The sequence below is a fragment of the Intestinibacillus massiliensis genome (assembly GCF_900155735.1).
Classification (GTDB): Bacteria; Bacillota; Clostridia; order Oscillospirales; family Butyricicoccaceae; genus Intestinibacillus; species Intestinibacillus massiliensis.
On sequence record NZ_LT707060.1, the window covers coordinates 495,297 to 517,238 of the forward strand.

At 60.1% G+C, this 21,942-nt stretch carries 19 protein-coding genes; 7 read left to right on the plus strand and 12 right to left on the minus strand.

Features of this window, described 5'->3' with window-relative positions:
- Nucleotides 1-32: 32 nt before the first annotated feature.
- Together CZ203_RS13805 and CZ203_RS13810 are read right to left on the minus strand one after the other, a co-directional pair.
- The gene (locus CZ203_RS13805; protein WP_087066730.1) at nucleotides 33-749 is read right to left on the minus strand and encodes an NAD-dependent protein deacylase; all 717 of its coding nucleotides are present in this window, start codon (nucleotides 747-749) and stop codon (nucleotides 33-35) included.
- A 22-nt stretch (nucleotides 750-771) separates the two neighbouring features.
- Entirely contained in the window at nucleotides 772-1,293 is a 522-nt protein-coding gene (locus CZ203_RS13810; protein ID WP_087066732.1) for a nitroreductase family protein, read from the minus strand.
- Nucleotides 1,294-1,468: 175 nt separating this feature from the next.
- Between CZ203_RS13810 and CZ203_RS13815 the strand changes: the two genes are divergently transcribed.
- The 3 genes from CZ203_RS13815 (at nucleotide 1,469) to CZ203_RS13825 (ending at nucleotide 8,072) form a co-directional block, all read left to right on the plus strand.
- Complete coding sequence (locus CZ203_RS13815; protein WP_087066734.1) at nucleotides 1,469-3,070, plus strand: ABC-F family ATP-binding cassette domain-containing protein; 1,602 nt, start codon at nucleotides 1,469-1,471, stop codon at nucleotides 3,068-3,070.
- A 233-nt stretch (nucleotides 3,071-3,303) separates the two neighbouring features.
- Nucleotides 3,304-4,074 (plus strand): RNA polymerase sporulation sigma factor SigG, encoded by a 771-nt coding sequence (gene sigG / locus CZ203_RS13820; RefSeq protein WP_087066736.1) that lies wholly within the window; start codon nucleotides 3,304-3,306, stop codon nucleotides 4,072-4,074.
- 476 nt (nucleotides 4,075-4,550) lie between these two features.
- A complete protein-coding gene (locus CZ203_RS13825; protein ID WP_456236208.1) occupies nucleotides 4,551-8,072 on the plus strand; it encodes an S-layer homology domain-containing protein in 3,522 nt (1,173 codons plus the stop codon).
- 28 nt (nucleotides 8,073-8,100) lie between these two features.
- On the opposite strand, the gene CZ203_RS13830 is transcribed toward CZ203_RS13825, so the two are convergent.
- Complete coding sequence (locus CZ203_RS13830; protein ID WP_087066740.1) at nucleotides 8,101-9,021, minus strand: LysR family transcriptional regulator; 921 nt, start codon at nucleotides 9,019-9,021, stop codon at nucleotides 8,101-8,103.
- Nucleotides 9,022-9,220: 199 nt separating this feature from the next.
- A complete protein-coding gene (locus CZ203_RS13835; RefSeq protein WP_087066742.1) occupies nucleotides 9,221-10,402 on the minus strand; it encodes a polysaccharide deacetylase family protein in 1,182 nt (393 codons plus the stop codon).
- A gap of 192 nt (nucleotides 10,403-10,594) precedes the next feature.
- Here CZ203_RS13835 and CZ203_RS13840 point away from each other — a divergent pair, with 192 nt between their 5' ends.
- A complete protein-coding gene (locus CZ203_RS13840) occupies nucleotides 10,595-11,662 on the plus strand; it encodes a branched-chain amino acid aminotransferase (RefSeq protein WP_087066843.1) in 1,068 nt (355 codons plus the stop codon).
- 49 nt (nucleotides 11,663-11,711) lie between these two features.
- Here the strand turns inward: CZ203_RS13840 and CZ203_RS13845 are convergent, their stop codons facing one another.
- Both CZ203_RS13845 and CZ203_RS13850 read right to left on the minus strand, forming a co-directional pair.
- Nucleotides 11,712-12,020, minus strand: a complete 309-nt coding sequence (locus CZ203_RS13845; RefSeq protein ID WP_087066744.1) for a DUF3795 domain-containing protein — start codon at nucleotides 12,018-12,020, stop codon at nucleotides 11,712-11,714.
- 5 nt (nucleotides 12,021-12,025) lie between these two features.
- Nucleotides 12,026-12,574: an SLOG family protein gene (locus tag CZ203_RS13850; RefSeq protein ID WP_087066746.1), complete on the minus strand. Its 549-nt coding sequence runs from the start codon at nucleotides 12,572-12,574 to the stop codon at nucleotides 12,026-12,028.
- 162 nt (nucleotides 12,575-12,736) lie between these two features.
- Between CZ203_RS13850 and CZ203_RS13855 the strand changes: the two genes are divergently transcribed.
- Nucleotides 12,737-13,597 (plus strand): YihY/virulence factor BrkB family protein, encoded by an 861-nt coding sequence (locus tag CZ203_RS13855; RefSeq protein ID WP_087066748.1) that lies wholly within the window; start codon nucleotides 12,737-12,739, stop codon nucleotides 13,595-13,597.
- A gap of 73 nt (nucleotides 13,598-13,670) precedes the next feature.
- On the plus strand, nucleotides 13,671-14,303 hold the full coding sequence (locus tag CZ203_RS13860; protein ID WP_087066750.1) for a flavodoxin family protein: 633 nt from the start codon (nucleotides 13,671-13,673) through the stop codon (nucleotides 14,301-14,303).
- 53 nt (nucleotides 14,304-14,356) lie between these two features.
- On the opposite strand, the gene CZ203_RS13865 is transcribed toward CZ203_RS13860, so the two are convergent.
- The 5 genes from CZ203_RS13865 to trhA form a co-directional block, all read right to left on the minus strand.
- Nucleotides 14,357-16,306: an FUSC family protein gene (locus CZ203_RS13865; protein WP_087066752.1), complete on the minus strand. Its 1,950-nt coding sequence runs from the start codon at nucleotides 16,304-16,306 to the stop codon at nucleotides 14,357-14,359.
- 116 nt (nucleotides 16,307-16,422) lie between these two features.
- A complete protein-coding gene (locus tag CZ203_RS13870) occupies nucleotides 16,423-17,202 on the minus strand; it encodes an ABC transporter ATP-binding protein (RefSeq protein WP_087066754.1) in 780 nt (259 codons plus the stop codon).
- Nucleotides 17,195-18,097, minus strand: coding sequence for an ABC transporter permease (locus CZ203_RS13875; protein ID WP_456236209.1), 903 nt, complete (start codon nucleotides 18,095-18,097; stop codon nucleotides 17,195-17,197). Before CZ203_RS13875 ends, CZ203_RS13870 begins: the two co-directional genes overlap by 8 nt.
- A gap of 106 nt (nucleotides 18,098-18,203) precedes the next feature.
- A complete protein-coding gene (locus tag CZ203_RS13880) occupies nucleotides 18,204-19,175 on the minus strand; it encodes an ABC transporter substrate-binding protein (protein WP_087066758.1) in 972 nt (323 codons plus the stop codon).
- Nucleotides 19,176-19,342: 167 nt separating this feature from the next.
- Entirely contained in the window at nucleotides 19,343-20,008 is a 666-nt protein-coding gene (trhA, locus tag CZ203_RS13885) for a PAQR family membrane homeostasis protein TrhA (RefSeq protein WP_200809491.1), read from the minus strand.
- Nucleotides 20,009-20,224: 216 nt separating this feature from the next.
- On the opposite strand from trhA, the gene CZ203_RS13890 reads away from it, so the two are divergent.
- A complete protein-coding gene (locus CZ203_RS13890; protein WP_087066761.1) occupies nucleotides 20,225-20,461 on the plus strand; it encodes an HPr family phosphocarrier protein in 237 nt (78 codons plus the stop codon).
- A gap of 117 nt (nucleotides 20,462-20,578) precedes the next feature.
- Here CZ203_RS13890 and aspS read toward each other — a convergent pair whose 3' ends face one another.
- Nucleotides 20,579-21,904: an aspartate--tRNA(Asn) ligase gene (gene aspS / locus CZ203_RS13895; protein WP_087066763.1), complete on the minus strand. Its 1,326-nt coding sequence runs from the start codon at nucleotides 21,902-21,904 to the stop codon at nucleotides 20,579-20,581.
- Nucleotides 21,905-21,942: the final 38 nt, after the last annotated feature.

A 21,942-nucleotide genomic window follows, 5' to 3' on the forward strand; every position in this document is an offset into this window, starting at 1 on the left:
AAAGCATCCCGTGACGGGATGCTTTTTTGTGCCTATAGCTGCGCGAAAATTTCGCCGATGCTGCCGTGCACGACGAGGTCGGCGCGGCTGTCCGCCGGGGTGGCGGTCTTGTTTACCAGCACGAGCTTGTGCCCGCGGTAATAGTTGATCAGCCCCGCGGCCGGATAGACCACGAGCGAGGTGCCGCCGACGATCAGCATATCGGCCTTTGCGATATAGTCCACGCTTTTCTGGATGGTTGCCTCGTCGAGGCACTCCTCATAAAGCACCACGTCGGGCTTGATCACGCCGCCGCACGGGCATTTCGGCACGCCGGGCGCATCCTTCATGTAGCGCGCATCGAAAGGGCGGCGGCAGCGCTGGCAGAAGTTGCGGCGCACCGAGCCGTGCAGTTCGAGCACCTCTTTGGAGCCGGCGTCCTGGTGCAGCCCGTCGATGTTCTGCGTGACGACCGCGCGTAGCTTGCCCATGCGCTCCCATTCGGCCAGCTTGCGGTGCGCGGCATTGGGCTGTGCGTCCAGCGCAAGCATCTTGTCCTTGTAGAAGCGGTAAAACTCCTCCGGGTTGGCGTCGAAGAAGCTGCGGCTGATGATGGTTTCCGGCGGGTACTTGTACTTCTGGTTATACAGCCCGTCGACCGAGCGGAAATCCGGGATGCCGCTCTCCGTCGACACGCCCGCGCCGCCGAAAAAGACGATATTGTCTGACTGGCCGACCCATTCCTTCAGTTTGGCTACCTGCGCGTCCATGGCGCACCCTTCTTTCCCTTTTTTATTCGACGATGGTCACAAGCCCCTCGTGGCGGGGCTTCGCCGGGGTCTCCTTGGCGATGTAGCCGAGCGCGACCGAGCCGATTACATCATGGTCGTCCGGCACGCCGTAGCCGTGCAGCATCGCGCGGATTTCCGGCACGTTGCACACGACGCGCACCTGGTTGATCCAGCAGGAGCCGACGCCCAGGGCATGCGCCATGAGCAGGATATTCTGCATGGCCGCGCCGCCGTCCAGGAAGGCGTGCTCGCTGTCGCGCGGGCAGGACACGATGATATGGGTGGGCGCGCCGTAGAAATTATAGTCCGGGCCGCGGTTATCGGCCTTCGCCACGGCCTTTGCAAGCTCCAGGCATTTTTCGGCGCTGTGGATGACCGTGAAGTGCCAGTTTTGCGTGCTGCGGCCGCTGGGCGCCCAAGTGGCGGCCTCGGTAATCTGCCGGACGGTTTCCAGCGGGACTTGCGCCGGCTTGAAGGCGCGGGTGGAGCGGCGTTCCTTAATGACCTTTAAAATTTCACTCATCTGTTCGACCTCCTGCAGTATTTGCTTGTTTCTGTCTTTAGTATAAGCCAAAACGCGGGTGGATTTCAAGGGAAGGCCGTACAAATTCACAAAATTATGAAAAACGGGGTACAAAACCGCCGTTTTGTGTTATAATGCAAATCAGTTATTAATTTTTGAGAGCGATGGAGGCAATATGATTACCGTATCGAACCTGAGTCTGAACTTCAGCGGGGAACCGCTGTTTTCCGACGTCAACCTGAAATTTACCGAGGGCAACTGCTACGGCGTGATCGGCGCGAACGGCGCGGGCAAGTCGACTTTCCTGCGCATCCTGTCGGGCGAGCTGGACTCCACGACCGGCGAAGTGTCGGTCAAGCCCGGCATCCGCATGTCCGTGCTGCGCCAGGACCACTTTGCGTTTGACGATTTCACCGTGCTGGACACGATCATCCAGGGCAACGCGCGCCTGTACGAGATCATGAAGGAAAAAGAGACGCTGTACGCCAAGGACCCCTTTACCGAGGAGGACGGCAACCGCGCCGCCGACCTGGAGGCCGAGTTTGCCGAGATGGACGGCTGGAACGCCGACACCGAGGCATGCCAGCTCCTGGAAGGCCTCGGCCTGGATTCGGACGAGGTGCTGTACCGCCCGCTGCGCACGCTCGGCGACAGCGAAAAGGTCAAGGTGCTGCTGGCGCAGGCGCTGTTCGGCAAGCCCGACGTCATCATGCTTGACGAGCCGACGAACCACCTGGACGTGCACGCGATCCACTGGCTGGAGGACTTCCTGTTCGACTTCATGGGCACGGTCATTGTCGTATCGCATGACCGCCACTTCCTGAACAATGTCTGCACGCACATCGTCGATATCGATTTCGGCAAGGTGCAGGCCTATGTCGGCAACTACGAGTTCTGGTACGAGGCGAGCCAGATGACGCAGCGCATGATCCGCGACCAGAACAAAAAGAACGAGGATAAGATCAAGGAGCTGCAAAACTTTATCCAGCGCTTCTCCGCGAACAAGTCCAAGGCGCGCCAGGCGACCAGCCGCCGCAAGCTGATTGACAAGTTGACGGTCGAGGAACTGCCCGCATCCAGCCGCCGCTATCCCTGGGTCGGCTTTTCAATGGACCGCGAGGCGGGCAAGGATATCCTGGAGGTCAAGGGCATTTCCAAGACCATCGACGGCGAAAAGGTGCTGAACGACGTATCCTTTATCGTGCGCAAGGGCGACAAGATCGGCTTCCTCGCGCAGAACGAGCTGGCGACCACCACGCTCTTCCAGATCCTGATGGGCGAGCTCGAGCCGGACGAGGGCACCTTTAAGTGGGGCGTTTCGACCTCACAGTCCTATTTCCCCAAGGACAATTCCGCGTATTTTAACGGCCATAAGGAAAACATGCTTAACTGGCTCGCGCCCTATTCCAAGGACACCCTGGAATCCACGCTGCGCGGCTTCCTCGGCCGCATGCTGTTCTCCGGCGACGATGTGTATAAGTCTGTCGACGTGCTGTCGGGCGGTGAAAAGGTGCGCCTGATGCTGTCGCGCATGATGCTGTTCGGCTCCAACGTGCTGGTCGTAGACCAGCCGACGAACCACCTCGACCTGGAGTCCATCACTGCGGTCAACAACGGCATGATCGATTTTAAGGGCAACCTGCTCTTTGCATCCCACGACCATGAGTTCATGCAGACCATTGCAAACCGCATCATCGAGATCCGCGAAGAAGGCGTGCTCGATAAGGACTGCACCTACGACGAGTTCCTCGAATTCAGGGAAGCGCGCGGCAAATAAGACGCCGTCGCCCCAACAATATAAATACCTGCGCCCCCTGCCGTGCATCCCGGCAGGGGGCGCCGTTTTATTTGCACGCGGCTGCGCAAGGAAGCACGCGGCCGGCGAAAATGCGCGCGAACGCGGTCGAAAGGCTAAAAATATACGATGCGGAAAACGGTATAAATATTCCTGCCCACGGGGAAAATGCTTGATACAAACAAGTGCTTTGACTTGTGGGAGGGAATTTCAGGATGCAGATGAAGGTCGAGATTTGCGGCGTTAACACGTCCAAGCTCACGGTGCTTTCGGGCGAGGAAATGAACGATTTGCTCCACCGTGTGAGGGACGGCGACCAGGCGGCGCGTGAGAAACTGATCAGTGGCAACCTGCGGCTGGTGCTGAGCGTCATCCAGCGCTTTGGGGGCCGCGGGGAATCGGTGGATGACCTGTTCCAGGTAGGCTGCATTGGGCTGATTAAATCAATTGACAATTTTAACGTTGACCTCGGGGTGCGATTTTCAACCTATGCGGTCCCGATGATCATCGGGGAAATCCGCCGTTACCTGCGCGATAACAGCGCGATCCGTGTTTCGCGCTCTATGCGCGACATGGCGTACCGGGCGCTCCAGGCCAAGGAGGCCTTTGTCCGGGACAACCAGCGCGAGCCTACCATTATGGAGCTTGCCAACAGCATGGGGGTCAAGAAGGAAGAGGTCGTGTTTGCGCTTGACGCAATCATGGACCCGGTATCGCTGTTCGAGCCGGTTTGGGGGGAGGAGGGCGACACCATTTGCGTGATGGACCAGGTGGGCGACACCAAGAATACGGACGAGCACTGGCTGGAACAGATCGCGCTCAAGCAAGCCATCGGCGGCCTGAGCGACCGGGAAAAGCGCATCGTCCAGCTCCGGTTTTTCGAGGGGCGCACCCAGATGGAGGTGGCCAAGGAAATCCATATTTCGCAGGCGCAGGTCTCGCGCCTGGAAAAAGGGGCGCTCGAGCGCATCCGGAAACAGATATAACAAAAGCGGCGGAGATAACCGGATATCTCCGCCGCTTTTGTCGTGTAACGATATGTGCAAATTGTATACATAATTGCATAATAAATTAGCCAAAACAAACTAAATTTACATCGTAAAAGCGGTAAAGGTGTAAAGCTTTTCAGCATTTTTGGAAGAATTGCACAAAATGATTTGGGTAACTTTACAATTGTATTTTTGAAACCGAGGTATATTATCAGAAAATGTATTGGTGACTTTGTACAAAAAAGATGTTGTGAAGCATGGATTATATATTATAAGATAAGGTTATAGTACCCCGCAAAAAATAGGGATGGGAGAGATGTACAATGACAAAACATAGGCGTATAGGGAAGAGGGCCGTCAGCCTGCTGCTCGCAGTGCTGATGCTGCTCGTCATGCTGCCCGGGGCGGCGCTGGCCGCGGACGGGCCGCAGTTCTTGAACGGCCCCTACCTGCTGGCACCGAAGACGACCAGCATGGTCGTCGTATGGGAAGCAGACCAGGACGCGGCTTCCACGATCCGTTATGGCACGGATAAGGCGGCGCTGGGCGAGGCGCAGGCGGTTGCGCGCGATCCGGACGCGCCGAGCTACGGCGGCAAGCAGATGAATATCTACCGCATCAAGCTGGCCGACCTGAAGCCCGGCGAAAAGTACTATTACGAGGTCGCGCTCGAGGGCGGCGCGACCTGCGCGGGCAGCTTCCGCACGCTTGCGGAAAATCCCGACGAAATCCGTTTTATTTCCATCACGGACACGCACAAGTTTGAGACCAAGGAATACTTTGACGAGGGCGTATTCTCGTACGACCCGGCGTTCATCATCCACGGCGGCGACATGGTGGAAGGCACCGGCACCCAGAAGGAGCAGTACAACTTCTGGTTCGGCAGCGGCGAGTTCATCCACAATTACCCTGTGGTCTACGCCTGCGGCAACCACGACTTCAGCGAGTATTTTGACGCGTACGTCATCAATACGCAGACCGAGGAATACGGCTCCGCCGTCCCCGGCAACATCGCTTTTGATTACGGCGACGTACATTTCGACCTGATGGACAGCAACCCGTGGGCGCTGTTCCAGATGAACGCCGAGACCTCCGGCGGCACCATGGACGCTTCGACCGCGGACAAGATCGACAAGGCGCTCCAGTGGCTGAAGGACGACCTGGCGAAGAACCAGGACAAGGCGTTCCGCATCCTCGTGATGCACCATCCGGAATCCGACCCGTATACCAAGCGCCACATTGTGCCGATCGCGGAGCCGGGCCATGTCGACCTGATGCTGGCGGGCCATACGCACAGCTATGCGCGCGCGGTTTCCGACGACCCGACCGTCGGCGCGGGCACGGTCTATATGACGCACCAGGCGTCCCGCAGCGAGAGCGCGAAGGGCAGCTACATGGAGCACACCATCAAGGGCGGCCTGCTGACCACCAATAATATGGCGGATGGCAAGTCTGTGGGCACCACGTACATCTCCACCAAGAAGCAGCAGCTCTCCTATTCCGGCGTGACGATCACCCCGGACAAGATCCAGTCCAACGGCGAGATCACCGTTTCCGCAACGGTCAAGAACGTGGGCGACGGCCTGGCCGCCGCGGTGATCCCGGTGAACGACAACGGCAAGATGAAGTACATTTACGGCGACCTCAAGTCCGACAGTGGCCTGTCGACGACCGGCGAGCCGGTCAAGGTCGAGTCCAACGGCGTCAAGACGCTTGACCCGGGGCAGTCCGTCGTGCTGAGCGGTACGGTAACCCTCAGCGAGATGGGCAAGCATGCCATCCAGGTCGCAGGTGTCGCGAAAAACGTACAGGTTGATTTCCGCCCGGCGACCTTCGCCTATGACAACGTCCGCACCAAGCTGGGCGACGCGGAAATCAGCGACATCAACAGCGACAAGCTGCACATCAAGGCGGACGTGACCAACATCGGCAACGAGGACGGCACGGCTAACGCCACGCTGTATATCGACGACCAGCCGATCCAGACCAAGGCGTATTCCATCGCCTCCGGCAAGACCAAGACGGCGGAGTTTGATTACACCTTCGAGAAGTTCGGCGATTTCAAGGTACGCATCGGCAATTCCGAGCCAGTCACCGTGTCGATCGAAGGCAGCATCCAGGGCCTGCCGATGGTCAAGGACAAGTCCGGCAAGGGCAATAACGGCTATCTCCACGGCGCGCCGAAGCTCGGCACCGACAATAAGGGCGGCGGCACGGTCATCCTGGACGGCGACAAGGACTATGTCGAAATCCCGGACAACCAGAACTTTACCGTGGACGATGGCATTTCCGGCATGGTCTGGGCAAAGCTCCCTGTCTCCGAGGGCACCGGCATCGACCAGCTCACCCCCACCAAGCGCGACCATAACCCGCTGATGACCAAGGGCGTTTCCATCGGCTGGGGCACCAATTACCTCTACCGCATGGCTGTCCGCGCAACGGGCAAGATCACCGTCGGTATCGGCTTTGACGACGACAACGGCGAATTCTTCTGGAACGATAACGACACCGACCCCAAGGCCGGCATCAAGAAGGGCGAATGGGTGCAGTATGTCGGCACGTTCGACCGCACGAATGGCGGCGATTCCTACCAGAACAAGTACCCGAGCGGCCATATCGACGCGCCGGCGTTTGATTCCCCGATCAAGAACTGGCCGGGCGCTTCCACCTATATCGGCTTCTCCTACACCGGCGCGCTGCTGACCAAGCGCAACCGCGGCATCGACCGCACCATGCTGGCGGGTGAAATTTCCCAGATGCGCCTGTACGACACCAAGCTGACCGCGGCCGAGACCGATACCATCTGCGACAAGCCAACGGAAAAGGGGCCGCAGGCAAATCATTTGGCCATCTGGCTGGACTTTGACGAATCCAACATCGTCCCGACCGGCACGCATACCACCGAATGGGTACAGGTTTCCGGCGACCCGGAATCCCTGGCCTATGACGCGGTGATCAAGGGCGGCTCCGCGATCCGCGCAACCGTCCAGTTCTCCGAAGACGGCAAGACCGTGGCTTCCTCCAAGCCGTACGACCTTGCGGACGGCAAGGGCGCCATCGACCTTAAGGACGCGGGCAAGGGCAAGTATATCCGCATCGTGACCGAGTTCACCTCCAAGCTGGGCAAGGACGCGAGCTACCTGCCGGTGCTGAATACCTATGACCTCAAGGCCGGCAGCGAATATGCCTGGAACACCTATGCCGACTGGAGCAAGGGTACCTTTGCGGACGGCGCGGGCCACCAGTCCTCCGACGTTTACCGCGCGCTGTCCAAGGACTTTGACGATTATTCCGGCAAGGCCGACGAGGGGACCGTCGTGCAGACGGAAAAGCCCGTCATCGGCGGCGACGTCGCGGCTTCCCACTGGGCTTACCAGACCCTGATGGATCTGGTGGAGCGCGGCGTGATCAAGGGCGACGCTGAGAACGGCAACATCCGTCCGGATGCGAGCATCACCCGCGAAGAGGTCGCTTCCGCGCTGCTGGGCGCGCTCGATATCGCGGCGGCCGACGGCGCAAAGCTGGCGGCGGGCGACCGTTCCTCCGCGTGGGCGGCAGGCGTCCTGCAGGCCGCAAAGGATAAGGGCATTATGACCGGCGACGAGAAGGGCCACATGAACGGCCAGGACGGCGCAACGCGCGTCGAAGTGGCGGTCATGATCGCCCGTGCGGCAAATGTTTCGAGCGACAACGACGCGCCGCTGGACGGCGGCAAGGACGGCAAAGATGTGCCGGACTGGGGGGAGAAGGGGCTTGCGGGGTTTNGCGTCGAAGTGGCGGTCATGATCGCCCGTGCGGCAAATGTTTCGAGCGACAACGTCGCGCTGCTGGACGGCGTCAAGGACGGCAAGGATGTGCCGGACTGGGCGCAGAAGGGCATTGCGGGCTTGCTCGAAAAGGGACTGATGAAGGGCTATGAGGACGGCACGCTGCGGGTAAACAACCCGATCACCCGTGCGGAAACCTTTACGCTCATCCACAATATCCTGCAATAAACCAAAAGGAAGGGCGCTGGCCATGTGGTCAGCGCCCTTTTTCTGCGTGTTGCGCGAGGAAGGCGGAGCGGTAGTGCGCGACGAACGCATCGACTGCGAAGGTCGGCAGGCAGCCCTTTTTGAGGACGATCCCGATTTCCCGCGGCGGGATCGGCGGCAGGAAGGGGAGCGCTTTGAGCCGCCCGTCCCGGAGCGCGTCGCGCACCGCGGTTTCGTACACGATGCCGACGCCGATCCCGGAAGCCACCAGCTCGATGATGAAATCCATGTTGCTCGTTGTGATTTCCGGCACGGCCTGCACGCCGATCCCCTGCAGGTACCGCTCGTTATATTCGCGCGCCACGTTGCCCTTCTCCAGGAAGATCAGCGTGGCCTGCCCGAAAAAGGACGGGATATCGGTGTAATGCAGCTTTGCAAGGTAACCCGGCTCGGCGATGAACAGCTCCTGGATGGAAGCGATCGGCAAAAAGGTCAGGTCGCCCGCTTCGGTCGGCCGGCTGACCACGCCCAGGTCGAGCGCCCCCTGCCGCACCGCCTCGATGACCTTGTACGACATGCTGTGGTCGACGATATTGATTTTGAGGTTCGGATGCGCGTCCAGGAAGGCCTTGAGGTGCGGGGACACGTAATATTTGTACAGCATCGGGCTGATGCCGATGGAAAGCTGCGCCTGCGTCGCATGGTTGCGCTTTTTGAGCAGCAGCTCGCCTTCGTTCAGTTCGGACAGCGCGCGGCTGACGTGCCGGAACAGCAGCTCGCCGCTTTCGGTTAGGGCGACGCCGCGGGAGGAACGGGTAAAGAGCGGGGTTTCAAACGCATCCTCCAGCCGGTGGATGGCCTTGCTGACCGAGGGCTGCCCGGTATACAGGATTTCCGCGGCGCGCGACAGGTTCCCAACGCGGGCGACTACATAAAAGACACGGTAAAGTTCCAGGTTGATCAGGTCCATACTATTCCTCCAAGGAATGAAAGCTATAATAAAGATGCATTTTTAATATAACGCGCTTTGCAGTATAATGCAAGTAATCAATTGGAAGAAAGGGGGACATCAAAGGGCGTCAGGCGCCGCGGAGACGGCGCGCGGCCGGGGAAAGCCCTGCGGGAACGCAAAAAAAGGACGCCGCACCCTGCCGGATGCGGCGTATGGGTCAGCGGGTGTCGCCAACCGCGTTGATCGGCGTGTCGCTGAGCTGGATGGTGCTGTGCTGGATCGAGGTCTGCTGCATATAGCGCAGGATATACGTCAGCGTACCGTCTGCCTGCGCGCCATGGCGCAGGCGCACGACGGCGGGATCGGACGATTTTTGGAAAGCCGTCAGCACGGTGCGCGCCGCGCGGAAAGCGGTACGGCTATCGTCCCGGCTGTCGAGGGTGGCGTCCCACAGGCGGTAGCCGCCGTCGGCGAGCGCGTCGCGCTGCGCCTGGGACAGCGTGGCGCTGCCGTTCTCCACCATGACGAGGCGGGTGGTGACACCGCAGAGCAGCAGCAGCCGCCCGTTCTGGGCGTCCAGGGACTGCACCAGGGTTTCCGGGTCGGCGTTGTGGGCGTCGGCCGTGACGGCCAGGCCGAGCGCGTGCCCCTCCGACACGATCCGGCGGACGTCGTCCCCGCGTGACAGCGGGTCTTCCGCGGCGAGGAAAAAGGTGGCGGTACGGCCGAACTCTTGCAGCGTGTCCAGGATCGCGGGGGTCTGTTCGGTCGGCGCGCCGGTAAACGTGAGGTACACGACGGAAGGCTGTGGGATGCGCTCCTCAACCGCGGGCGGCGCGACCGGGATATCGGGCGTCGAGGGAGTGGCGCCGCCTTCGCCGGAGGGTGCTTGGTATGCGGCCACCATTTTACGGATCGTCTCCGCGGAGCCTGCGATCAGCGCGTGGTCGGACAGGGTGGCGTTGTCGTTAATGATGCGCAGCACCGGGTAATCCGAGGAAATGACCGAGTAGCTCAGCCCGAAGCGGCTGCAGATCAGCTTGACCGGCACATAGACGCCCCCGTTGATAAAGTAGGCGGGCTGGGCGTAGCTTGTCATATTCTGGTCGTAGACATAGCCTTCCGATATGTAGAACGTCAGCGTATTCGACTGGCCGGACAGGACGAGCGTTTTCTGCGAGGCGTTGTACGACGCTGAAATGCCGAGCGTCCCGGTGAAAACCGAATAGGGGACGTACATTTCGCCGCTTTTGCGCGCGGGCATCGTGCTGTCGGACAGCGGCAGGAACTGGTCGTTCACCGCAGTGAGGGTGATGCTCTGCGCGGCGGACACCTGCGCGGCGCACAGCAGCAGGGCGGTTACGAGCGCAATGCAAAGCGCGCGTTTGATGTATTTCATGTGAAGGCTCCTTCGGCGGATCTGAAAATGGTGCGGACCATTTGGGCTTAGTATATCATTTTCCGCCCGTTTTGGCAATGCGGTGCAAAAGAATCCAAAAAAACGCGCCGGATACTCTTGAAAAAAGGGAAAAAGTTTTATAGAATAAAACTAGTAAAATTTATTGCAAGAAAGAGAAAAGAGTGATTGAAGATGCTTGATATCAAGTACAACCTTGCAAAAACACATAAGGAAAAGCCCGACCAGGGAAAGCTGGGCTTTGGCGTATACTTCACGGATAATATGTTCATTATCGACCATACCGAGGGCATCGGCTGGCATGACGCGCGCATCGTGCCCTATGCGCCGCTTTCCATCGACCCCGCGGCCATGGTGCTGCACTACGCGATGGAGTCCTTTGAAGGCATGAAGGCGTACCGCACGCCGGACGGCAGCATCCAGCTTTTCCGTCCCGATAAGAACGCCGAGCGCATGATCAACACCAACAAGCGCATGTGCCTGCCGTCCTTGCCCGTGGAGGATTTTGTCCAGGCGGTCCAGGCGCTGGTCAAGGCCGAGGCAGACTGGGTGCCGTCCCAGGAGGGCACCAGCCTGTACATCCGCCCGTTCGTCATTGCGACCGAGCCGCACCTCGGCGTGCGCCCGTCCAAGACGCACCAGTTTATCATCATCTGCTCGCCTGTCGGCGCGTATTACGAGTCCGGCATCAACCCGGTCAAGATCTTCGTGGAGGACGAGTACACGCGCGCCTGCCCCGGCGGCACGGGCTTTACCAAGTGCGGCGGCAACTACGCGGCTTCCCTCATCTCCCAGGTAAAGGCGCACGAGCTTGGATATGAGCAGACCCTGTGGCTAGACGGCGTGGAGCACAAGTACGTCGAAGAGGTCGGCTCCATGAACTGCTTCTTCAAGATTGGCGGTACGGTTTACACCGCGCCCTGCGTCGGCACGGTGCTGCCCGGCGTTACCCGCATGTCCTGCATCGACCTGCTGCGGCACTGGGGCATCCCGGTTTCCGAGGAGCGCCTGCCGATCGCGGACATCATGAAGGCCTCCCGCGAAGGCAAGCTCGAGGAGGTATTCGGCACGGGCACCGCGGCGGTCATCTCCCCGGTCGGCGAGCTGCGTTACGAGGGCGAGGTCGCCCACATCAACGGCGGCAAGATCGGCGAGGTCACCCACAAGCTGTACGATACGCTGACCGGCATCCAGTGGGGCAAGCAGCCCGACGAGCTGGGCTGGACGGTCAAGGTCAATTGACCCAAACTGCATATGCATGGAAAAAGGGCGCCGCTTAGGCGCCCTTTTTTCAGTCGGTGCGTGCGCGCAGCAGGTTCAGCCGGGCCTGCAGTTCCGCCAACGCGGCTTCCTTTGGCAGCGACGGGTCGCAGAATTCGGAAAACAGGCGGCAGGGCAGTTCGGCGCACTGGCCGCAGTGCGTCAGCCCCTTTTGCTCCGTGCAGCAGGCATAAAGGGGGCAGCAGCCCGCGCCCGGCACCTCCGAGATCCAGCCGGGGCGTCCCTGCACCGCGCCGCAGCCCGGGCAAGCGCCGGGGAAGTCCCTGCAGGCGGCGCAGTCGATACCGCAGCAGGCGTATAGGGTGGCGTTTGTGGTCATGGGGGTCACTCCTTTCCGGTTCCATACAGCAGGCCGCCCAGCGAGACCTGGGGGTCGGCCACATTATCAAGTTCCAGGCCGCGGCGCTTTGCATAGCGGACGGTGTACGCCGTGCCGCCGGGCTGGCCGTCAAAATAGCAGATCAGGCGGCTTGACGATTCCACCAGGAAGCGGTTGCGCGTGTGGTAGCAGCCCGGCGCATAGGCGGGCGCAAGCAGGAAGACCTGCGCCGCATGGCGGAGCGCTTCGTCGTAGGCCGCGCGCCAGGCGGGCGGCCAGCCCGCATCCTGCCCGTCGAACGGGATGGCGCAGACAAGGGAGAGCCCGGCGGTGCCGGCGAGCGCCAGGACGGCCTGTGCCGCCCAAAGGTCAAACCCCCGGCTCATTCCGGTCACAAAATGCGTGTACCCCAGCCCCGCCGCGTTGCAGACGGCGCGCAGCAGCGAATCCGCGAGGGCGGCGGGCGGGGCGGCCTGCGCCGGGTCGCAGCCGGGTATCTTTTCCGGGCGGTAGCCGGAAAAGCAGCAGGTATGCGCGCGCAGCGGCAGCGTCATGGGGGCACCTCCTCAGAAACGAATATTTGTTCGATTTCAGTATACCACATCCCGCGGGAAATTCAAGCATTTCTTTTGCCGTACCGTCCGACCGTTTTCATATTGTAATGACAGGGGGAAACTGGTACAATAGATACAAATCCGGGGAAGGGAGGGGAAGGGATGCAAAAATCCAGCCGGCTGGGCTATGTGCTGCGACAGATGTTCCGCCGCTATTTTTCAGATGGGGTCTCCCAATCTGCGGCCGAGCTTGCGTATTTTTTGCTGTTCTCGTTCTTCCCGCTGCTGATGTTCCTGAACTCGGTGCTGGCGCGGATGAACCTGTCTGCGGAAAGCCTGAACACGGTGACGCAGTTCATGCCGCACAGCCTGCAGACCATGATACAGAGCTATGTCGAGTATATTACCACGCAGCCGTCCATCAGCCCGCTGGTCATCGGCATCGGCCTGACGCTGTTTTTCCTGTCGCGCGCCATGCGCTCCCTGATGCGCACGGCAAACCGCATATACCGGGTGGAGCTGCGGGTGGGCGGCCTGTACCAGGGGCTGCTGTCCCTGCTCTTTACCGCGGGCTTCCTGCTCGCCATTATCGGCAGCTTCCTGATCGTGGTCATCGGGCGCACGTCGCTCCGCCTGATCGGGAAATGGCTCCCAATCCCCGGCTGGCTGGACGGGCTGGCGCACAGCGGCGGCTACTGGCTCGCGATCGCCTTTATTTTCGTATTCTTGATGCTGTTCAACCGCATGGTGCCCAACATACGCCTCGCGTGGCGCGAGGTGTTGCCGGGCGCGCTGTTTTCCATGCTCACATGGTTTGCGCTTTCCATCGGTTTTTCCTTTTACGTGGACAATATGGCGCGCTATTCCATCCTGTACGGCTCCCTGGGCGCGATGATCGTGCTCATGCTGTGGCTGTACCTCACCGGCACGGTGATGATCATGGGCACCCAGCTCAACCATATCATCATGGTCATGCGGCGTTACCGGGAGCACGGCGACGCGCATCCGGGCGGCATGGCCTGAGCACTTTGTAATCCTGCGTCCAGATCCGGCGCTGGAAGATATATGACTGATTTGATTCGGGAGGAGAATGAACATGAAAGTTGTGGCGATTAACGGAAGCCCGCACAAGGACGGCAACACCTACCAGTGCCTGGAAGAGGTCGGCAAGGCGGTCCAAGCGGCCGGGATCGATTATGAGATCCTGCAGATCGGTACCCGCGTGCACCCGTGCCTGGCGTGCAGCCACTGTATCGAAAATCACGAGCTGCAATGCGTACAGGACGACGACGGCGTGAACGAGATCATTAAGAAGTGCATCGAGGCGGACGGCATTATCCTGGGTTCCCCGGTCTACCACGGCGGCATTGCGGGCGGCATGAAGTGCGTGCTCGACCGCCTGATGCTGTGCGCAGGCTGTGTGGACAACCAGCTGCATCACAAGGTCGGCGCGGCGATCTGCACGCTGCGCCGTTCCGGCGGCATGGAGACCTACCAGCAGCTGCTCGGCACCATGGACGCAATGGAGATGGTCATCGTAACCTCGGACTACTGGGGCGCGGTACACGGCCACCAGGCTGGCGAGGTACAGCAGGACACCGAGGGCATGGAGGTCATGGCAAAGCTCGGCCGCAATGTGGCCTGGATGGTCAAGGTGATCGACGCCGCAAAGGGCAAGATCGACCCGCCGGAGACCCATGCGCGCACGTTTACGAATTTTATCCGCTAAAGGTACAAAAAAGGCGCCCATTTTCGGGCGCCTTTTGCTGTTCCCGGGCAGTGTTATGCATGCGCGGCCGCTGCACCCGGCCGTGCGGCGATCAGGGCGCACAGCGCGCGCAGGGTGTCGTCATACCGTTCCATCAGATGCCGCAGCCCATCCTGGTGGGGCGGGGGGCAGAATTTTTCCAGCGCACCTGCGGCAGGCAGCCTGCCGGACAGCAGGACATAAAGGCAGCGCTGCATTTCACGCGCGAACAGCACGAGGGATTGCAGGTCGTCTTCCCCGGGGCGGGTGCTGCGCGCCAGGAAGATCAGCTGCTCCGCCTGGGCGGCGAGCCGCCACATCAGGCGCAACAGGTCGCGGTTGAAGGACACCGCCGGGCCTGGGGGCTGCTTGCTGAGGTATTGCGCCACCTGGTCGTAGATCAGGTGGAAGCGCGTCAGTTCCTCGCAGAGCACGCTGTAATCGATATCGTGCTGCGCGCACTGTTCCAGCAGCGAGAGGTACCCGGTTTGCAAATGGAACAGCTCGGTCAGGTTCATACGGAACTGTCCCGGCAGGCTGGTGCGGAAAACGAAGCGGTTGACGGCCAGCACGAGCACGGTCGCCAGTATGAGATACAAAAAGCGCAGCTCGATGGCGGTCGTGCTGCCGATCGAAAGGGAGGCCAGCGTCAGCGCAAAGCCGGTTGAGAAGATCGGCTGCACCCAGGTGCCGGGTGTGCAGCAGTACATCAGGCTGATCAGCACCGTGGCGAAGACGAAGTGGCCGGCCGTGCCCGGCAGGAGCGGCAGGCAGACAAAGACCAGCAGGCAGCCGAGCGCCGTGCCGACCAGGCGCGTTTTCATGCGCTGGGCGCTTTCCTCATACATGGGCTGGAGCAGCAGGAAGGCGTTCAGCGGCAGCCAGTAGGAATGCTCGATGTCCGTAACCTGGCACACGGCAAAGCCGATTGTTGTAATGAGCGACAGCCGTAGCGCGAAGCGCACCTCAAACGCGTCAAGGTGCAGCCGGTACGGCAGGCCGCGCAGCGTGCGCAGGTAAGGGGGCAGCTTCCAGGCGCCCCTGTCCGGTGCTTTTGTATCGGTGAGCTGTTGCAAGATGAGCATCAGCAAGTCGTAAAAATGCCGCAGGAACGTGGACAGCCGTTCCGACGTGGGCGGCAGCCCCGCCTGCAAGGCGGCCGCCTGTGCGACCAGCGCGCCGTTGTCCGTCCGGTTCATGCCGGACTGTACGGCGTCCAGCAGGGCGGCGGCGTCCGTCAGGTAAGCCGACTGCGAGGGGCTTTCCGGCAGGTAGCCGCTGTCCGATATGAAGTACGCCGACCGCTGGAACAGCAGGGCAAACATATAATGGATCCTGCCGTCGCCGCGTACCACCTGGGTCATGCCGCGGCTGCTATAGGCGAGCTTGTGCAGCGCGCTTTCGACGTCGAACAGGCTGCCTTGTGTATCGCCGCCGCGCTGCCCCTGCGCGAGCCGGCGGAACTCCCCCGCCAGCAGGCCGAGGCCGCGGCGCGCCTGGCCGAAATCCTGCGGCTTTTGCCGGAAGCGGGCGTACAGGGCAAGCCCTGCCACCAAAATGGCGCAGGAATACAGCACGACGGCAAATTCTGTTGCAAACCCTTCCCAGCCCACCGGGCGGAGCTGCAGGAAGACGAAGCACATCGCGTACGAGAAATAGCCCTTCTGGTTAAACTGTGTCGACTGCAGGCAGACCAGCAAAAAGGGCACCGCAAAATTGAGCAGCAGGCACAACGGCAGGCTCAGCGTCGCGAAAAAGGCCAGCACCGTCAGGGCGAGCAGCACGAGCACGGTGTTTCCGGCGCTGCGCAGGTGGAAGGGGCGCAGGTGGCGGATTTTAAACAGCGTGGTGATAAAGGATACGGCCATCACATAATGGATGCCGAAGATTGCGATGACCGTATAAAACAGGAAAAGGTAAAACAGGATAACAGGCACCGCCGCGTCCCACTTTTTCCGGAATTGACTGAGCCAGGCCGACGCCATAATGATCCCTCCCCCTTCCAGCGGCTAGCTGTGATATATTTAGTATAGCGCATCTGCGCCGGGAACGCAAAGGCGGCGGGGACATCCCCGCCGCCTTTGCAGCCGCACCGCGATTCTTATTCGCTGAGCAGCATCCTGTCGTTTTCAATATTGAACTTTTCCAGCAGGTCGCGGACGGTGAGGTTCTTCTTTTCCTCGCCCTGGATGTCGACGACCACGCGCCCCGCGTCCATCATGATCAGGCGGTTGCCGTACTGGATCGCGTTTTTCATATTGTGCGTGACCATGAGCGTGGTCAGGTTGTCGCGTGCGACGATCTCATCGGTGATCTGCAGCACCTTGTCCGCCGTCTTGGGGTCGAGCGCCGCCGTGTGCTCGTCGAGCAGCAGCAGGTCGGGCTTTTGCAGCGTCGCCATCAGCAGGGTCAGCGCCTGGCGCTGGCCGCCGGACAGCAGGCCGACCTTGCTCGTCATGCGGTCTTCAAGGCCGAGGCCAAGCGTCTCAAGCTTCTCGCGGAAGACCGTGCGCTCCGGGTTGGTGATGCCGCTGCCAAGGCCGCGCGTCTTGCCGCGGCGGTAAGCCAGCGCGAGGTTTTCCTCGATGCCCATGGTGGCGGCCGTGCCCATCATGGGGTCTTGGAACACGCGTCCCAGGAAGCGGGCGCGCTTGTGTTCCGGCAGGCCGGTGAGGTTGAAACCGTTTAGGCGGATCGCGCCGGAATCGACCGGGAACACGCCGGCGATCAGGTTGAGCATGGTGGACTTGCCCGCGCCGTTGCCGCCGATGACGGTGACGAAGTCGCCGGGCGCGAGGTTGAGGTTGAGGCCGTTGATCGCGGTTTTTTCGTTGACCGTACCTGCGTTGAAGGTCTTATATAGGTTCGTCAGTTCAAGCATTGGTGCGGTCCTCCTTCCGGACGCGTTTGCCGAAGTATTTCCCCTTCCAATAGGGGATGGCAAGGAAGATCGCAACGATGACGGCGGTCAACAGCTTGAGATAATCGGAGCTGATGCCGAACGCGAAGACGATCTGCAAAACGATGTAATAGATCACTGCGCCGAGCACAACGGACAGCAGCTTGAGCGCGAAGTTGCGGAAAATACGGCTGAAAATGACGTCGCCGATGATGACGGCGGCCAGGCCGATCACGATCGAGCCGATGCCCATCTTGACGTCGGCAAAGCCCTGGTACTGCGCGAGCAGCGCGCCCGCCAGGGCGACCAGGCCGTTCGACAGCATCAGGCCGATGACCTTGGTCATGTTGACGTTGATGCCCTGCGCGCGGCTCATGTTGGGGTTCGCGCCGGTCGCGCGGATGGAGCAGCCGAGGGAGGTACCGAAGAACCAATACAGGATGGCGATAATGACGACGACGAAAATGGCCGTCACACAGATAGCGGTGGTGATGTAACGCAGCGAGATCAGCAGGTCATATTTCATGACGTTGATGGACTGGTTCGACGCGCCCAGGATCCGCAGGTTGATGGAATAGAGCGAGAGCTGCGTCAGGATGCCCGACAGCAGCGCCGGGATGCCCATGGCCGTGTGCAGTAGGCCGGTGACCAGCCCCGCGAGCAGGCCTGCCGCCAGCGCACACAGCATCGCCGCCCAGACCGGCATGCCGGCAAGGGTCAGCATGACGCAGGTTGCGCCGCCTGTGGCGATCGAACCGTCGACCGTCAGGTCGGCGATATCGAGCACTTTGTAGGTGATAAATACGCCGATCGCCATAATGCCCCAGATCAGCCCTTGTGCCGCAGCGCCGGGCAACGCGCTTAACAGGTTTGTAATATCCAAGGTTTCATTCCCCCAAAAGGTTATTCTGCCGGATCAGGGCAGATAAATATAGTATAGCGAAAAAGAGCGGAAAAGGGAAGCCCTTTTCCGCTCTTTTTGTTTATTCGGCGCTTTCGATCGCTTCGTAGCCTTCCGGCGGGGTCAGGCCAAGTTCGTCGCAGATTTCCTTGTTGTACTTCTTGGTGAGGTTGGGCGCGTACTGGATTTCCATCGTGCTGATGTCCTTGCCGCCCACCAGGATGTCGTACGCCATCTGTGCAGTGGTCTCGCCCAGCTCCCTGTAGTTGATGGACAGGGTGGCGACGCCGCAGCCGGAGCAGATGCCCTCTTCGCCCGCGATTACCGGGATCTTGTTCGGGATCGCGATGTTGGCGATGATGCCGGTGTTGTCGGCGACCGTGTTATCCGTGGGGACGTAGAGCACGTCGCTCTCGTTGCAGGCCTTGGTCGCAACGGTTGCCAGGTCGTTGGAGTCCGCGAAGGAATATTCGGTGCAGGCGAAGCCGAGCGCTTCCAGTTCCGGCTTGATCGTGTTGATCTGGAACTTGGAGTTTGCCTCGGACGAGCAGTACAGCAGGCCGACGTTCTTCGCGTCCGGGAACCACTCCTTGACCATCGCGGCCTGCTGGTCGAGCGGCGCGAGGTCGGACGTGCCGGATACGTTGATGCCGGTGACGCCGGTAAAGTTGTCCATCTCCAGCGCGGTGCCGTAGTCGGATACCGAGGTGCCCAGGATCGGGATGTCGCCGGTCGAGGCGGCGGCCGTCTGCAGCGGCGCGGTCGCGTTGGCGAGGATCAGGCTGGATTTGCCGGATACAAAGCCGTTGATAATGGTCGCGACCGAGGAGGTCTCGCCGTTTGCGTTCTCTACGTCGATTTCGACTGTCTTGCCGTCCGCTTTCATCAGCTCGGTCAGCTTGTCGCGGAAGCCCTCCGTCGCGGCGTCAAGCGCCGGATGCGGGGCGAGCTGGCAGACACCGACCTTGTAGTCGCTGCCTCCGCAGCCTGCGAGCAGGGAAAGCGACAGTACGCCTGCCATCAGCAGGGCCGGCAGTCTCTTGTTCAGTTTCATTTTTACCCATCCTTTAGAATGTAAGTTGAGCGGCAAGCCATAAGGCTCACCTCGATTTTACATTTTAGCAGATAAAAGCGCGGAGGTCAAGCATATTATTTACAGTGCAGGATAAAACAAGAAGATATAGCACCTTTTTTTGCAAGCTGTAACCATATTGCATGCAATCAGGCCGCTGCAAAACCCGCGGGCAGCACATAAAGCAGGATGGAATAAAAGTGTGTGATCGCCCCCGCGAGCACGAACAGGTGCCAGATGGAATGGAAATACTTGATTTTTTTGATCACATAGAAGGCCACGCCGACCGTGTAAAACAGGCCGCCGACGGCCAGCGTCACGATCCCGCCGAGCGCAAGGGTCGCAAGCAGCGGCTTGAGCGCGAACACGACCGCCCAGCCCATGAGCACATAGCAGGCGACGGAAACCTTGGCAAAGCGCTTGAGGTCGATGGCGTTCAATATGATGCCGAGGATGGCCATTGCCCAGATGACGGCAAAGATCGTCCAGCCCAGCGGGCCGCGCAGGTTGATCAGCGTGTACGGCGTGTAAGTGCCCGCGATCAGCAGGTAGATCGCGCAGTGGTCCAGCACGCGCATGACGCGTTTTGCCGTGGGGTAAGGCAGCGCGTGGTAACAGGCCGAGGAAATGAACATGGCAAACAGGGTGAAGCAGTAGATGGTGACGCTCGCGACGCACCACACGTCGCCGAAATGCACAGACAGCGCGAGCATGTACCCGTAAAAGACCAGCGACAGGCACGCGCCGATGCCGTGGGTGACGGCGTTGAAAATTTCTTCGCCCATAGTGTAGCGGGGGGCTTGTAATTCGGACATAGGGTTCCTCCATACGAAAGATGTTTCGTTATTGTGCACAACAACGCAATGCCATATTGGTGAAAAAGCACTAAAAGCTGGCCGGAAAAATTTGAGAAGCCGCGAAAACGATGAAAATAACCGGAATGGGTAAAAAACACTTTATTTTTTAAATTCCTGTTGTTATAATGGTCTCAAGAGAAAACGAACAATCAAAATTTATGGGAGGTATTTATTATGACAAGAGGCATCAAGGTTAAGAATACGGAAGACATCCAGAAGATCAACCAGATCGTCAGCCATTTCGGCTTCGATATTTGGATTCACGGCAAGAGCGGTATGGTCGACGCGAAGAGCCTGCTCGGCATGTTCCTGCTCAGCCTGAACGAGCCGCTGCAGCTCGTCGTTGAGGACGACGTTGACACCACCGCGCTGTTCAAGGAACTCGGCGACTACCTGGAGATCGAGGACTAATTGCGCATCAAAGGGCGTCCGGCATTGGCCGGGCGCTTTTTTTGCGCCCGGGAAGGGAAAAGGCCCGCGCCTCCGGCGCGGGCCTTGCGTTTGCATTTTTCGCAGCCTTACACGGGGTTACGGCTCCAGACGGGTCATGTCACGCGGGAACATGGAGGCGTCGCGCACGTTGGACAGGTTCAGCATCTGCATCGTCAGGCGCTCCAGGCCGATGCCGAGGCCGCCGTGCGGGGGCATGCCGTACTTGTGCAGCATCGTGAAGGACTCAAAGAGGGAAACGTCCATCTTGCGGTCTTCGAGCTTCTGGATTTGCTCGGCATAGTCATGGATACGCTGGCCGCCGGTGGTGATTTCCAGGCCGCGGAACAGCAGGTCGAAGGAAAGCGCATACTTCGGGTTCTCCGGGTCGTCCATCGCGTAGAACGGGCGCTTGGAGGACGGGAAATGCGTCACGAATACAAACTCGCTGCCGTGCGCTTCCTTCGCCCATTTGCACAGCATGACCTCTTCGTCGGGGTTGAGGTCGTAACGGTTCTTGGACTTGTGGCCGAACTTATCCAGCATGATCTGCTTGGCCTCGTCAAAGGTGACGGTCGGGATCTCGCCGATGACGGGCAGGTCGGCCTTGAGCAGCGCCAGTTCGGGCTTGCAGTGCGCCTGCAGGTAGGAAATGACATACTTGAGCATGCCGGTCTCCATCTGCATCACGTCGTACATCGAGTCGATATAGGCCATCTCGAAGTCCAGGCCGATATATTCGTTCAGGTGGCGGCTGGTGTTGTGGCGCTCGGCGCGGTAGACGTTGCCGATCTCAAACACGCGGCCGAACACGCCCGCGGTATACTGCTTATAAAACTGCGGGGACTGCGCCAGGTACGCCTGCTGGCCGAAATAATCCAGCTTAAAGATGTTCGCGCCGCCCTCTGCGCCGGCGGATACGATCTTGGGGGTGTGGATATGGGTAAAGCCCTGGCTCAGCATGTATTCCGCAAAGCCGTCCGCAATGGCGCCCTGGATGCGGAATACCGCCTGCTTGACCGGGTGGCGCAGCGAAATCGGGCGCAGCGGCAGGTCGACGTCGAGCGACAGGCCCATATATTTCTTGCCCAGCGGGATCGGGAGCTGCTCGTACGGCTTAGCCAGGATGCGGATGGCGCGCAGGACAACCTCGAAACCGTGCTCCGCGCGGGGTTCCTCGTGCACCGTGCCCGTCACCTCGACGACCATGGCGTCCTTCACGTCGGCGCGCTGGATATCGCCGACCGCATCGCCCTGGAAGGTGCACTGGATCAGGCCGCGCTCCACACGGACGATCAGGAAGGAAAAGTCGGACATATCGCGCACGCGGTGCACCGTGCCGCGGAAGGTGACTTCCTTGCCGATGCTCGCGGCGGCGCGTTCCACCGTGTCGGTATACTGCTTGGGATCACTGATAAATTCCATAACTGCGAAACCTCTCTATGATACTTCTTTTATTTTGC